Origin of the sequence: Acinetobacter calcoaceticus, from assembly GCF_900520355.1 — a bacterium.
In the GTDB taxonomy this organism is placed as follows: domain Bacteria; phylum Pseudomonadota; class Gammaproteobacteria; order Pseudomonadales; family Moraxellaceae; genus Acinetobacter; species Acinetobacter calcoaceticus_C.
Map to the genome: position 1 here is coordinate 401,490 of NZ_LS999521.1, position 13,298 is coordinate 414,787.

13 protein-coding genes are annotated in these 13,298 nt (G+C 38.5%); 8 read left to right on the forward strand and 5 right to left on the reverse strand.

What is annotated here, in order from left to right; translation table 11 throughout:
- Positions 1-114: 114 nt before the first annotated feature.
- The 5 genes from AC2117_RS01880 to astE are packed head-to-tail and all read left to right on the forward strand — an operon-like array spanning position 115 to position 6,196.
- A complete protein-coding gene (locus tag AC2117_RS01880) occupies positions 115-1,329 on the forward strand; it encodes an aspartate aminotransferase family protein (protein ID WP_133971567.1) in 1,215 nt (404 codons plus the stop codon).
- Between the two features lie 18 nt (positions 1,330-1,347).
- Positions 1,348-2,379 (forward strand): arginine N-succinyltransferase, encoded by a 1,032-nt coding sequence (gene astA, locus AC2117_RS01885; RefSeq protein WP_003653733.1) that lies wholly within the window; start codon positions 1,348-1,350, stop codon positions 2,377-2,379.
- Positions 2,379-3,848: a succinylglutamate-semialdehyde dehydrogenase gene (gene astD / locus AC2117_RS01890; RefSeq protein WP_133971569.1), complete on the forward strand. Its 1,470-nt coding sequence runs from the start codon at positions 2,379-2,381 to the stop codon at positions 3,846-3,848. Before astA ends, astD begins: the two co-directional genes overlap by 1 nt.
- Positions 3,849-3,865: 17 nt before the next feature.
- Positions 3,866-5,209: an N-succinylarginine dihydrolase gene (astB, locus tag AC2117_RS01895; protein WP_133971571.1), complete on the forward strand. Its 1,344-nt coding sequence runs from the start codon at positions 3,866-3,868 to the stop codon at positions 5,207-5,209.
- Between the two features lie 12 nt (positions 5,210-5,221).
- Positions 5,222-6,196 carry a succinylglutamate desuccinylase gene (astE, locus tag AC2117_RS01900; protein WP_133971573.1) on the forward strand — a complete coding sequence of 325 codons (975 nt, stop codon included), beginning with the start codon at positions 5,222-5,224 and terminating at the stop codon, positions 6,194-6,196.
- A gap of 59 nt (positions 6,197-6,255) precedes the next feature.
- Here the strand turns inward: astE and AC2117_RS01905 are convergent, their stop codons facing one another.
- Entirely contained in the window at positions 6,256-7,017 is a 762-nt protein-coding gene (locus AC2117_RS01905; RefSeq protein WP_133971574.1) for a hypothetical protein, read from the reverse strand.
- A gap of 596 nt (positions 7,018-7,613) precedes the next feature.
- On the opposite strand from AC2117_RS01905, the gene AC2117_RS01910 reads away from it, so the two are divergent.
- Positions 7,614-7,922 carry a hypothetical protein gene (locus tag AC2117_RS01910; protein WP_133976135.1) on the forward strand — a complete coding sequence of 103 codons (309 nt, stop codon included), beginning with the start codon at positions 7,614-7,616 and terminating at the stop codon, positions 7,920-7,922.
- Positions 7,923-7,957: 35 nt separating this feature from the next.
- The gene (locus AC2117_RS01915) at positions 7,958-9,313 is read left to right on the forward strand and encodes a S8 family peptidase (protein ID WP_133971575.1); all 1,356 of its coding nucleotides are present in this window, start codon (positions 7,958-7,960) and stop codon (positions 9,311-9,313) included.
- Positions 9,314-9,415: 102 nt separating this feature from the next.
- Here the strand turns inward: AC2117_RS01915 and AC2117_RS01920 are convergent, their stop codons facing one another.
- Positions 9,416-9,847, reverse strand: coding sequence for a hypothetical protein (locus AC2117_RS01920; RefSeq protein ID WP_133971576.1), 432 nt, complete (start codon positions 9,845-9,847; stop codon positions 9,416-9,418).
- Between the two features lie 99 nt (positions 9,848-9,946).
- Positions 9,947-10,366, reverse strand: coding sequence for a hypothetical protein (locus AC2117_RS01925; protein ID WP_133971577.1), 420 nt, complete (start codon positions 10,364-10,366; stop codon positions 9,947-9,949).
- Between the two features lie 171 nt (positions 10,367-10,537).
- Between AC2117_RS01925 and AC2117_RS01930 the strand changes: the two genes are divergently transcribed.
- Positions 10,538-11,434 carry a LysR substrate-binding domain-containing protein gene (locus tag AC2117_RS01930; protein WP_133971578.1) on the forward strand — a complete coding sequence of 299 codons (897 nt, stop codon included), beginning with the start codon at positions 10,538-10,540 and terminating at the stop codon, positions 11,432-11,434.
- 36 nt (positions 11,435-11,470) lie between these two features.
- Here the strand turns inward: AC2117_RS01930 and AC2117_RS01935 are convergent, their stop codons facing one another.
- A complete protein-coding gene (locus AC2117_RS01935) occupies positions 11,471-12,181 on the reverse strand; it encodes an aspartate/glutamate racemase family protein (protein WP_133971579.1) in 711 nt (236 codons plus the stop codon).
- Between the two features lie 237 nt (positions 12,182-12,418).
- Positions 12,419-13,285 carry a LysR family transcriptional regulator gene (locus AC2117_RS01940; RefSeq protein WP_133971580.1) on the reverse strand — a complete coding sequence of 289 codons (867 nt, stop codon included), beginning with the start codon at positions 13,283-13,285 and terminating at the stop codon, positions 12,419-12,421.
- Between the last annotated feature and the right edge of the window lie 13 nt (positions 13,286-13,298).

Sequence of the window (13,298 nt, forward strand, 5' to 3'; positions counted from 1 at the left end):
AAAGTGATCTGAGCAAATATAAAGGATGTTATAGGGTCTATTTGTTCAGCCGCTTTTTCTGAATTATTAAAATTCAAGTGATATCGAATATATTAAATAAATACTGAGGTAAGCATGGAACAGCCAATTTCTGTAACTCGAAGCAACTTTAACGACTGGATGGTTCCAGTTTTTGCACCGGCAAATTTCATTCCTGTACGTGGCGAAGGTTCTCGTATATGGGATCAAGAAAATAAAGAATATATTGATTTTGCAGGCGGGATTGCAGTAAACGCATTAGGTCATGCGCATCCAGTGGCAGTAAATGCTTTAACAGAACAAGCAACAAAACTTTGGCATGTGGGCAATGGTTATACCAATGAACCTGTTTTACGCCTTGCAAAACAACTCACCGAAAATACGTTTGCAGACAAAGTTTTTTTCTGTAACTCAGGTGCAGAAGCTAACGAAGCGGCACTAAAACTTGCACGTAAAGTGGGTCTAGACAGCGGTGTTGCTGGTAAAAGTGGCATCGTGGCATTTAAAAATGCTTTCCACGGTCGTACCTTATTTACTGTTTCAGCAGGTGGTCAGCCTAAATATTCACAAGACTTTGCGCCGCTTCCAAACGGAATTAACCATGTTGCCTTTAATGATTTAGAAGCAGCAAAAGCGGTAATTAATGAGCAAACATGTGCAGTTATTGTTGAGCCAATACAAGGTGAAGGCGGCGTTATTCCTGCTGACATCGAATTTTTAAAAGGCTTACGCGCACTATGTGATGAGTTTGGTGCCTTACTTATTTTTGATGAAGTACAAACTGGTGTCGGCCGTACAGGTGCACTTTATGCCTATATGAACACTGGGGTTATTCCAGATGTGTTAACAACTGCAAAAGCATTAGGCGGTGGTTTCCCAGTCGGTGCAATGTTAACAACTGATAAATTTGCCCCGCATTTTTCAGTTGGTACGCACGGTACGACTTATGGTGGTAACCCGTTAGCAAGCGCAGTTGCAGGTGCAGTATTTGAATTTATTAATACACCTGAAGTGCTTGAAGGCGTAAAGCATCGTTATCAATATTTCCTTAACGCACTTAATACTTTAAATGCTGAACATCAGATTTTTGAAGAAATTCGTGGTCAAGGTTTGCTCATTGGTTGCGTATTAAAAGCTGAGTATGCAGGAAAAGCGAAAGATATTACGACTTGGGCGGGTGAGGAAGGATTACTTGCTTTAATTGCAGGTCCAGATGTTGTTCGTTTTACTCCGTCTCTCATTATTCCTGAACAAGATATTGATGAAGGGATTGCTCGTTTAAAAAGAGCATTGGCAAAGTTGGCTAAATAAAAAAAAGGAAAGCTAGCCATGATGATTGTCCGTCATGCCGAGTTTCGAGACCTTGAAGATATTTATAAATTAGCAGGTAAGTCGGGTGTAGGCCTGACTTCCTTGCCACAAAATATGGATACACTTTCGGCTCGAATTTCACGTACTCGCAATACTTTAAATGGCAATGTCCATAAAAGTGAACAAGGCTATTTGTTTGTTCTTGAAGATACAGAAGCTCAACGTGTTATTGGGTTAAGTGCAATTGAGGTTGCTGTAGGACTCATGGAACCTTGGTACAACTTTCATGTTGGAACACAAGTGCACGCTTCAAAGGCATTAAATGTTTATAAGTCATTACCGACTTTATTTTTAAGTAATGACAGAACAGGTAGTAGTGAACTCTGTACATTATTTTTAGATCCAGAGCGTCGTGAAAACCAAAACGGTAAATTCTTATCGAAAATCCGTTTTATGTTTATCGCTGCCTTTAAGCAATATTTCGAGAAAAAATTAATTGCCGAAATGCGTGGTTTCTCAGACGAAAATGGATGTTCTCCATTTTGGGATGCGATTGGTCACCATTTCTTTAATATGGATTTCTCAACTGCCGACTATTTAAGCGGAATTGGGCAAAAAGTATTTATTGCAGAGCTTATGCCACGTTTTCCGGTCTATGTAGATCTCTTGCCAAAAGATGCGCAAGAGGTGATTGGAAAAATGCATCCACAAACTTTGCCTGCCTATCATGTGCTTGAGTCAGAAGGTTTACGCTATCAAGGATATGTCGATATTTTTGATGCGGGTCCAACGGTTGAAGCCAATATTGATGAATTACGCGCAGTAAAAGAAAGTCAGTTATTAAACGTCAAAATTACAAGTGAAGCTGCGGTCGGTAAGACCCAATATCTCGTTGCTAATGATAATTATCATGACTATCGCGCAATGCTGATGAAGCTTGATCTTGTTGATAACACTATAAATTTAACACATGAACAAGCTGAAAACCTCGGTGTACAAGAAGGTCATGTTGTTCGTGTGCTATCACTCAATCCAATGGAAGTATCCTGATGTCAAACTCTTTATTTATAAACGGTGTCTGGTTACAAGGCAACGGCACAACATTTGAAAAAACAAATCCAGTTGATAACCAAACTGTCTGGTCAGGTGCTGAGGCAACTGCAGCTGATGTAGAGCAAGCTTGCCAAGCTGCGCGTACTGCATTTCCAGCATGGGCACGTTTACCTTTTGCAGAGCGTGTAGCGATTGTTGAAAAGTTTGCAGCTTTGCTTGAAGAAAATAAAAAGCACTTAGCAGAAGTGATTAGCCAAGAAACCAGCAAGCCATTTTGGGAAACGCTAACTGAAGTTCAGTCAATGATTGGTAAGGTTGCGATTTCAATTCGTGCCTATCACCAGCGTACAGGTGAGACCTCAACTGAAATGGCTGATGGTGTGGCATCTTTACGCCATCGTCCGCATGGCGTGCTTGCAGTTTTCGGTCCATATAACTTTCCGGGCCATTTACCAAATGGGCATGTTGTTCCTGCATTACTTGCTGGCAATACCGTGATATTTAAGCCAAGTGAATTAACACCTTGGACTGCTGAAGAAACTGTAAAACTTTGGCAGCAAGCTGGTTTGCCAAATGGTGTGATGAACTTGGTGCAGGGTGGTCGTACCACTGGTGAAGCGTTAGCTGCCTCACATGAAATTGATGGTTTATTATTTACCGGAAGTGCGAACACAGGTTATCACCTACATAAGCAAATGGCGGGTGCTCCTGAGAAAATCCTTGCGCTTGAAATGGGTGGTAATAATGCATTGATTATTGATGAAATTATCGATATTGATGCTGCGGTTAATCTCACTATTCAATCTGCTTTTGTTTCGGCGGGTCAGCGTTGTACATGTGCACGTCGCATCTTGGTAAAAAATGGCGCAGAAGGTGATGCATTTATTCAACGTTTTGTTGAGGTTGCTAAAAACCTAAAAGTTGGTCGTTGGAACGATGAACAACAACCATTTATGGGTGGTGTTATCTCGTCAGTTGCTGCAACAAACATGATGCTTGCTCAGCAAAAATTACTTGAGCTTGGTGCAAAAAGCTTGTTGCCAATGACGCGTCCGCAAGATGACAGTTCACTACTTACGCCGGGTATTGTTGACGTAACAGGTGTGACAGATATTCCAGATGAAGAATATTTTGGTCCACTGACAACCATTCAACGTTATGACAACTTTGATGAAGCATTGAAAATTGCAAATGCAACTCGCTTTGGTTTGTCTGTTGGTCTGGTTTCTCCAAAACGTGAATTGTTTGATCAAGTACTTATTGAAGCGCGTGCCGGTATTGTGAATTGGAACAAGCCATTAACAGGTGCTTCAAGTGCTGCACCATTTGGTGGTGTAGGGGCATCGGGTAACCATCGTGCGAGTGCCTTTTATGCAGCTGATTATTGTGCTTGGCCAATGGCTTCACTTGAAAGTGACAGCTTAACCTTACCAGAAAAATTATCTCCAGGGATTGTGTTGCCTTAAACACTAGGGAAAGAAAAATGAAAGGATATGAAGTAAATTTCGATGGTTTAGTGGGACCAACACATCACTACGCGGGCTTGTCGTTTGGTAATGAAGCATCGACAAAAAACCGTAATAATGCCTCTAATCCAAAATTAGCAGCTAAACAAGGCTTGCTAAAGATGAAAGCCTTAGCTGATTTGGGTATGAAGCAGGGTGTACTTGCTCCGCATGAGCGTCCTCATGTTCCAATGTTACGCCGTTTGGGTTTTACAGGAGATGACATTAGTGTTGTTGCTCAAGCAATGCGTCATTCACCTGAACTCTTATCATCGTTAAGTTCTGCTTCGCCAATGTGGACTGCAAATGCAGCAACAGTTTCACCTTCGGCAGATAGCCAAGATGAACGGGTACATTTTACCGCAGCGAACTTAAATAATAAGTTTCACCGTTCGATTGAAGCGGAAACAACAAGCCAAGTTTTACAAGCAATCTTTAAAAATGAACGCCATTTTGTACACCATGAAGCATTGCCACAAGTGGCTTTGTTTGGTGATGAAGGTGCAGCAAATCACAATCGTTTAGGTGGTGATTATGCTAAGCGTGGGGTTCAAGTTTTTGTTTACGGTCAACAACATTTAAATAATGGGTTGCCGGGACCAAAACGTTATCCTGCTCGTCAGACACGTGAAGCAAGCGAAGCAATTGCGCGTTTGCATCGTTTAGATGATGCACATACAGTTTTTGTTCAACAAAATCCGGATGTGATTGATCAAGGCGTTTTTCATAACGATGTTATTGCGGTCAGCAACCAACAGGTTTTATTCCATCATCAACATGCCTTTTTAAATCAAGATCAGGCTTTTGCTGAAATTCGTCAAAAAATGGCAAGCATCGGTGAAGACTTTATCTCGATTGAAGTTCCTGAAAATCGCCTTACCGTTGACGATGCAGTAGCAACATATTTATTTAATAGCCAGATTTTGACACGTCCAGATGGTGGAATGACCATTGTTGTGCCAGAAGAGTCGCGCCAGAATAAGGCAGTGTGGGGTTATTTGAACGATATGGTTCAGATGGGTACACCAATTGATGCTATTCAGGTTTATGACTTACGTGAAAGTATGCGTAATGGTGGTGGACCAGCATGTTTACGTTTACGCGTGGCTTTAAATGAAACCGAGTTAAATGCTGTAAATCCAAAAGTATTAATGAGTGATCAATTGTTTGGCACACTCAATCAATGGGTAGATAAACATTATCGTGATCGTTTAGCTCAAGAAGATTTAGCTGATCCGCATTTATTGATGGAAAGCCGTATGGCACTCGATGAGCTGACCAAAATTTTAGGTTTGGGTTCGGTTTATCCTTTCCAAAAATAATGAGGAGGTGACATGCAAGACTTTCTAGCATTAACCTTACAAGGTGAGCAGCCAGCAACACGTGAAGGAAAACAAGATAATTTTTCTTGGCGTTGGTTGGGTGAGGGAATTCTTGAATGTACCCCACATGCACAGTACGACAAAGCCGTTGTACTGTCAGCTGGGGTACATGGTAATGAAACAGCACCAATTGAATTGTTGTCTCATCTTTGCACAGATTTATTTGCCGGACGCTTAAACCTTGCTGTAAGGTTGCTGTTTGTACTGGGTAATCCCTATGCAATGCGTCAAGGTAAGCGTTATGTGCATGACGATGTGAACCGGATGTTTTGTGGTGGATATAAAACTCTGCCAGAGACTGAAGAATCAAAGCGAGCTGAGGTTTTAGAGCAAGTTGTCACGACTTTCTTTCAAGAAATTTCGAGCCAAGCAAAACGTTATCATTATGATTTGCACACAGCCATTCGAGCATCTTTATTGCCGACGTTTGCTTTGTTTCCCTATCAAACGCATGCTTATGATGTTGATTTGACGGCAAGTCTAGAAGCGGCCGATTTAGATGCTTTGGTTTATCACAATGCGGTAGGCAAAACGTTTACACATTTTACCAGTGAGAATTTTAAAGCAGCCAGTGCAACTTTAGAGTTGGGTAAAGCTTTGCCATTTGGACAAAATGACTTGAGTCAGTTTGCCGCAATTGATCAAGTTATTCGTCATGTCGTTTCTGAGCAGGCTTTGCCGACACGCAATAAAGTGAAAATTCGAGTGTTTAAAGTATCGGACTCTTTAATTAAAAAAGATGAAGATTTTCTGATGAACTTATCAGCTGAAGCTCCAAATTTTTCGACTTTTACAAAAGGTGAAATCATTGCGACACAACCTTCTGGTAATTATGTAGTAGAGCAAGATCAGGTCTGGATTTTATTTCCAAATCCAAATGTGAAACTTGGTTTGCGTGCAGGTTTGGTTTTAACTGAAATGCGCTGAATGGTTGATTTCAAATAAATAAAAAGGGCGATTAATCGCCCTTTTTTGTGCATCACTTATTAGTTAGTACCGAAAAGACCTTTAATCCAAGATTTCTTTTCTGCTTTTTGTGTAGACGCCTGCGCATCTGCATTTACACTTGCATTAATTCCAACAGGGGCAACGTTAACACCAACATTTACGCCAGTATTAGCATTGATTGCATGCGCTGGTTGAGCAGCATTTAACTGTGCTTGAGCATCTGCTTTAGTGTCTGCAACAAATTCTTTTTGCTCAGCTTGATTTTGAGCTACGCGAGTTTTTACAGCATCTACATGCGCTTGAGCATCAGCTTGTTTTTCAGCAGTAAATTCTTTTTTGTCAGCTTGTTTTTCAGCAAACTTAGTTTTTACAGCATCAACACTTGCTTTTGTATCTGCTTTAGCTTCAACTGCTAGGTTTTTAGTACCCGTTGCAGCTTTAGTTGCTAAGTTTTTAGTACCTGTTGCAGTTTTAGTTGCAAAGTTTTTAGTACCCACTGCAGCTTCAGTTGCTAGGTTTTTAGTACCCGTTGCAGCTTTAGAAGAAAGTTCAGTCACTTTACCAGTTGTTTTTTTAGTTGCTTTAACCGTAGTGTCAGCAGCGACATGACCAGCATGTTTTGCCGTTTTACCTACAGTATGTGCAGTATTTTTGACTGTGTTGGCTACGCCACTAACAAGACCACCTGGTTGTACATTGACTTGGGCAGAAGCATCTGCATTAACGCCCGCACTTTGTGCAAAAATAGAGGCAGAAGCAAGAACACTTGCAGTAACGATAGCTGTTTTCATCATTTTCATTGCGATATCCTTCAAAGAATATACCTTTTTAGTGAGGTATTTCATAAACGCTAGGGCATCATAGCCAACACTTACAAGCTTGGGAATTGTCTTCATCAAAATGTTACAACAGTGTTACGTTGAGTAAACACACTAGGGATAAATTGTGAAGATTAATAAAAATTAATAATAAAGTGAAAAAGAATGTTTATTTGTTAGTTATTCTAATTAAATTGGCCTAATTTTATCTTTTTATTTTTTAAAAAATTAAAGTTCAAATTTTCTTGAAGTTACTCTTCTTTTCATCAGGTACTGATATCTGTAATTGTGATTTGAGTCTCATTATTTATTAGTAGGGGACGGCATAGTTATTGCTTATTATAAGAATAAGATGCTTTTTAGCACTTTTTTGAACCGCCTTCTGTCAGAAATATAAATGTACAGGGCAGAACAACATTTTTGCTTATTCGGTTGTGGATATTTCTACTTCTCTTGTGGGTATATATTTCATTCATTAGATTTTTCACATGAAATATATTTTAAGAAATGTCTCTTTGTTTCGAATAATCAAAAATAAAAATAGATGTCTATAAACAAAAGAACAGAGATCTTAAATGATGAAAATTATTGCTTCCTTTCTTGTATTGGTCGGCTTGGTCGCCGTTGTTCTCTATTTTAAGCCCACAAGTGGTGCATCTGATGTGTTCAATTCGGTTTTACATGAATCGAATTCAGCACAACCAGATACATCGTCTTTTCTTTCTAAACTTAAGGAGCCTACTCAACCTAAAAATTTATCTCAACATTCAACTCATCCTCAAGTGGTATCGGTTGATACCGTTCCTTTTTACGACACAAAAAGTGATCTTTCGATTCAACCGATTGATCCAGAAAAAGATCCAGCAAATGAAATAAAAGCGAAATAAGCAAATTGTTAGTTGAAAAACTACGGAGAAAAATAATGCAAAGTAAAACGTTATTTCTATTAGGTCTATGTACGATTTTAAGTACAACTGCATCCGCTCTTCCTTTAGATTCTAAAGGTGCTAAGCAGCGATTAAATCAAGCAGCAAAACAAAAAGTATTTCAGGGTAAAATCGATTTAGATGCCTTGGTCAATAATGATTCGAATGATCTTATTGTCGAATATAATATTCCTTCGGTGAGTGTACCTTCAGGTTTAGAACGGCGAAGTTATATTGCAACAAATAAGAAGAATTTACAGGCAAGGTTTAACCGCGCTGGTGGCGTTCAAGTACTGCGAGACTACAATAATTTGCCTTTAGCTTTTTATCGGGTGAGTAACCGCGAAGCATTAGTTACTTTATTAAATGATCCGAATGTTAAAGCAGTTTATCCAAATCGTATTAATCAAACCACGACCAACGAAAGCTTACCTTTAATTAATCAACCACAGGCAAACACCAATGGTTTTACTGGAGAAGGCTCTAGTGTGGCAGTGATTGATACAGGTGTGAATTATCTTCACTCTGATTTTGGGTGTACGGCAGTAAACACACCTTCAAACACTTGTCGGGTTGTTTACTCATTTGATAGTGCACCAGATGATGGCACTTTAGATGATGATGGGCATGGTAGTAATGTGTCAGGCATTGTGTCGAAAGTTGCGTCTAAGACTAAAATTATTGGTATTGATACCTTCCGACGTGTTCGAGTGAATGGTCAGTGGGGGAGTACTGCTTATGATAGCGATATTTTGGCGGCTTTAAACTGGACTGTAAATAATGCACAAACCTATAATATTAAAGCGGTGAATTTAAGTCTTGGTGTGCCAGGTGTTAAATATACTTCAGAGTGTAGTAATAGCAGTTATGCAACCGCATTTGCCAATGCACGTGCAGCAGGTGTGGTTCCGGTTGTAGCATCAGGAAATGATGCTTTTTCAGATGGTATTTCATCTCCTGCTTGCGTTGCTGGTGCAGTAAGAGTGGGCGCTGTTTATGACAGTAATATTGGTGGCGTGTCTTGGGGAAATCCAGTGAAATGTTCTGACCCAACCACCGCCGCAGACAAAGTGGCATGCTTTAGTAATGGGGGCAGCCTTGTAACTTTATTAGCGCCCGGAGCAATGATTACGGCAGGTGGATACACCATGGGAGGTACATCTCAAGCGACACCACATGTGGCGGGCGCGATTGCTTTATTACGAGCAAATAGTGTGAGTCCAACTGAAAGTATTGATCAAACCATTAGCCGTTTAAAAACGACAGGTAAGCCAATTACTGACTCAAGAACGGGCTTGGTTTTCCCGCGTATTGATTTGCTGGCAGCAACAAATGGCTTGATTGCTAATTAAATAGCTTATTTATGATTTTTAAAATGAGGTCCAAGAAATTTTAAAATGGCTATAGCCCGTTGCAAAAGTTAGCTTCTGCAACGGGTTTTCTATGAAAGAGTATTAATTACATTTTGCTAAATTAGCTGCATTAAAATTACTTTGGAGTTTTTTGAAATTATTTTGAATTTCTGGATCTTGAATATTAAAGGTGGTCGAGCTTTTGGTTGTCGTGTTAGTTGCTTGATTTAATATGCCAGACTCATCAGGATATTGTTGGGTGAATGATGTGGCTGAAATTAAACCTCTATCATTAAATATCCAGTGTTCAGTAACGTGTCCGCCCCCTAAATATCCCGTAAACTCAATCATACAAGCTTGCTTATCTTGTTTAATTAATTTGGCTACATTACCTGTAGTTGATGGATAAGCTTCGATATTTGTATCTTGCTCTAAAACTTGTGCCTGAGAATAAGAAGAAACAGGTGCTGAGGTTGCACATGCAGTTAAAGCCAAGCAGCATAGTGTTGAAAAGAGAAGTTTTTGACTATTCATAAGGCAGATTCCTAGCTCTTTATAGTGAGTGGTATTTATGTCTAGATTGATATTTGTATTTTATATTAAAGCGCGAAGTTATCGCGCTATCCAAAAAAATTAGTTAACCGTAGTGCTAGATTTACTTAACTCACCTTGTTCTATTGGGATGTTTTCACCGTTTCGGCTACTGGTAATATTTTGCTTAGCTTGATCTATTTTTGTTTCAGTAAAAGCTTTTGCTGTATCCGCTTTTTGTTGAACGACTTCTGCCTTTTCAGCAGTAAATTCTTTGGTGTTTTTCCACTTTTCACTAATTTTATTTGAGGTCTTTTCAGAAGCACCTTGAATATTGTCTCCTAAATTTTGTATGCCTTTTCCTGTTTTATATAACAGTACACGTCCTAGGCTTGGATTATCACCATAAGGTTGTGTTTTCGGAGCTATTTCATTCACTTGTTGAGGTTGCGTTGTTTCAGCAAATAAGCTTGATGAAGTCAATATAGAGGTTGCAATACATAGAGTTTTTAGGGTTTTCATTTTGGATAAACCTCCCCAACCAGAATCAAAAGATGAAGTGGTGATCTTACTGTTAAAAATACAGCTTGTACTGCAATGAGATAAAACCCATACGATTTGATTACGATAAATCATCATTTCAAATATAATTAAATACCGTATCTAAATTTCTAGAATGATCTGGAGTCTCAAGTGATACAAAACATTGAATTAAAATGGTTATATGACCTGATTGTTCTAGAAAAATACCGAAATTTTACAGTCGCTTCTGATATTAGAAATATTTCTCAGTCTTCGCTGAGTCGTCGTATTCAAGCCTTAGAAAGTAGTCTTGGTTTTGAAGTGTTTGATCGAGAAACTTCTCCTTTACAGTTAACGGAGAAGGGGAAGCTTTTTATATTACATGCTAGAAATTTACTGGATGATTTTGAGTTTAATATAGATCAAATTAAAGGTGACAATCATGTGCGAAGCAAAGTCACGATTGCTTCTGCGCATTCTTTGGCGGGTTATATTTTTCCTAAAATTTTAGGAAATTTAAAAAATTACCAAGAAAAGATTTTTCATGTTGAAGCAATCAATGTGAATGAAACCGTAGATTCTCTTAAAAATGGTCAATGTGACTTTATTGCATCTTTTTATGATGATGACTTAATGAATCCACAATTTTTGTGCCATAAGTTGTTTTCTGCAAAGCTTTATTTAGTCACGGCTCCAAATCATTTAAGTCGACCTAAATTTTCACTAGAAGATACTTCAATTCCACTCATGAACTATACCGATGACAGTTACATGGGGAAAAAGGTAAATAAATTTCTACAAGATCATCATCCAGACAAGTTTGAGACAAATTTTGTGTCTTCAATGAGTCTATTACTTAAGGATATGATCAAAGGTGGCTATGGCGTAGGGTGGTTACCTGATTACAGCATTCAAGATGAGTTAAAACAAAATCAGTTGATGATCGTACCAATGAAAGAGTCAGTACTGTCTGTCGATATTTATTTATATCGCAGTAGTGCTAGGCTTAATGCGACTTCTGAAGGATTATGGAATTTTGTGAAGGCAATTGATTGGACCATTGCCTAAATTAATTATGCATAATTTGCATTAAATTTTATTTAATCATGCGGCTGATGCTGTTAATGAGTTCTGATACCACGCAATCGCATTTTTAATGAGTAAATCGGTAGCATCAACAAACAGTTCAGGATTTTCTTGGATACTGTCTTGTAAGATGAGTGGAATTTCAGTACACGCTAATAAGAATTTTATGCTTTTGTTTTGTCTATAAAAATGAATAACCTCACTCATAAGTTGTTTTGATTTTTCGATATTTCCTGCTTTGTATTGATAGATACTTTGCATCACTTTGTGTTGCATCTCAACAGATGGGGTAGAGAAACGAATATTGTTTTGGATGAACTGGCTTTGATAAAGCTGAGTGCTTATGGTGGCAGACGTCGCAAGAATACAAACTTCAGCAATTTGGCTGTCTTGGATAAAATGAACCGCAGATTCAATAATACTAATCATTTTGGTTTGGGTACGTTGCTGTAACTGGTTAAACCAAAAGTGGGCAGTATTGCAGGGAATAATGATACAGCCGACCTGTACCGCTTCTAAAATTTTAAGATATTCAGCCATTTTTTCGAGTGGTTTATCATCATGATTGATAATCGATTGTGTTCTATCTGGGATGTCTGGAATAGAAACCGTGATGACAGGAATATGCTCTTGATCGCAATGTGCTGGCGTATTTTTAATAATTTTATCCATGGCATCAATCGTGGCTTGTGGACCCATACCACCTAAAATTCCAATTGCTTTAATCATGTTGAATGACTCAAAAAATACGTTATGTACTTAGCATCTGCTTCTTTTGAGTGATGTCGTTGCAAAAAGCGGATGGGTCATGCAGTTTATGTTTTTATAATTGATTCTTAATTTTTAATATGATTTTGTTTTATATAAATAAAATTAAAATATTTAAAATGTCGCGATGTGTTTTATGCATCATTATTTTATGTAAAGCATAGCGTTTTACATAGATAATTTCATTCGAATGCACAGCTAAGCTATAAATTCTGACTTAATTAATTCTAAAAACATATCTCTCGCTTTGTGGTTGCTCACATTCTTATGCCAGAAAAACTGATTTTGCATAAAGGCAAGATGTTCAAATTTATAACCTCGAATGTTGGTTAAATTTTTATATTGTTCATAAATACTCTTTGGTACTAAAGACACCCCTGAGCCTGCACTCACACAACCAATAATGGTGGCATAACTGGTAATGCTGGTAATGGGAAGCGAGATATTTTTGAGTTTAAGCCATTCTTCGAGAGCGGCGCGGTAAGGGCAGCCTTCAGTCCACATAAAAATTTCTTTACCAATCAAGTCTTCTTGGCAGTGGATTTCTCCTAAAGAATGAGATGCAATCAAGACCATATCTTCTTGGTAAATACCGAGTTTATTTAACATTGGAAACTCAATATTACCAGCGACAATAGCCCCGTCGAGTTTATGCTGAGAAATATCAACTAATAGCTGTTTCCATGTGCCAGTAATAATTTGAATGGAAACCTCTGGATAGCGTTGATGATATTTCGCGAGTAAGTTGGGTAAACGGGTTGTGGCAGAAGATTCAATAGCCCCAATTTTTAGTGGGCCAGACGGCGGTGCGTCAGGATGAATACTACGTTTGGCTTCATCACATAGCGCCAAAATTTTATGACAATAATTAAGAAAAATTTCTCCAGATGGAGTGAGCTTTAAACTTTTTCCTTCACGATAAAACAAAGGTGAACCCAGTTCTTCTTCAAGTTGTTTAATGCGTGTCGTAATGTTGGATGGGACACAATGCAGTTGCAGTGATGCCTTAGTCATCGTGCCACACTCAACTACAGTCTGAAACATTTTTAACTGAGCGATATCCATATTTTATCATTCA

Bases quoted from the DNA above. Each gene is read 5' to 3' on its own strand.
- astB (WP_133971571.1), top strand. From the start codon at position 3,866: ATGAAAGGATATGAAGTAAATTTCGATGGTTTAGTGGGACCAACACAT.
- AC2117_RS01940 (WP_133971580.1), bottom strand. From the start codon at position 13,285: ATGGATATCGCTCAGTTAAAAATGTTTCAGACTGTAGTTGAGTGTGGC.
- AC2117_RS01910 (WP_133976135.1), top strand. From the start codon at position 7,614: ATGAAAATTATTGCTTCCTTTCTTGTATTGGTCGGCTTGGTCGCCGTT.
- AC2117_RS01920 (WP_133971576.1), bottom strand. From the start codon at position 9,847: ATGAATAGTCAAAAACTTCTCTTTTCAACACTATGCTGCTTGGCTTTA.
- AC2117_RS01905 (WP_133971574.1), bottom strand. From the start codon at position 7,017: ATGAAAATGATGAAAACAGCTATCGTTACTGCAAGTGTTCTTGCTTCT.
- AC2117_RS01935 (WP_133971579.1), bottom strand. From the start codon at position 12,181: ATGATTAAAGCAATTGGAATTTTAGGTGGTATGGGTCCACAAGCCACG.
- astE (WP_133971573.1), top strand. From the start codon at position 5,222: ATGCAAGACTTTCTAGCATTAACCTTACAAGGTGAGCAGCCAGCAACA.
- AC2117_RS01925 (WP_133971577.1), bottom strand. From the start codon at position 10,366: ATGAAAACCCTAAAAACTCTATGTATTGCAACCTCTATATTGACTTCA.
- AC2117_RS01915 (WP_133971575.1), top strand. From the start codon at position 7,958: ATGCAAAGTAAAACGTTATTTCTATTAGGTCTATGTACGATTTTAAGT.
- astA (WP_003653733.1), top strand. From the start codon at position 1,348: ATGATGATTGTCCGTCATGCCGAGTTTCGAGACCTTGAAGATATTTAT.
- AC2117_RS01880 (WP_133971567.1), top strand. From the start codon at position 115: ATGGAACAGCCAATTTCTGTAACTCGAAGCAACTTTAACGACTGGATG.
- astD (WP_133971569.1), top strand. From the start codon at position 2,379: ATGTCAAACTCTTTATTTATAAACGGTGTCTGGTTACAAGGCAACGGC.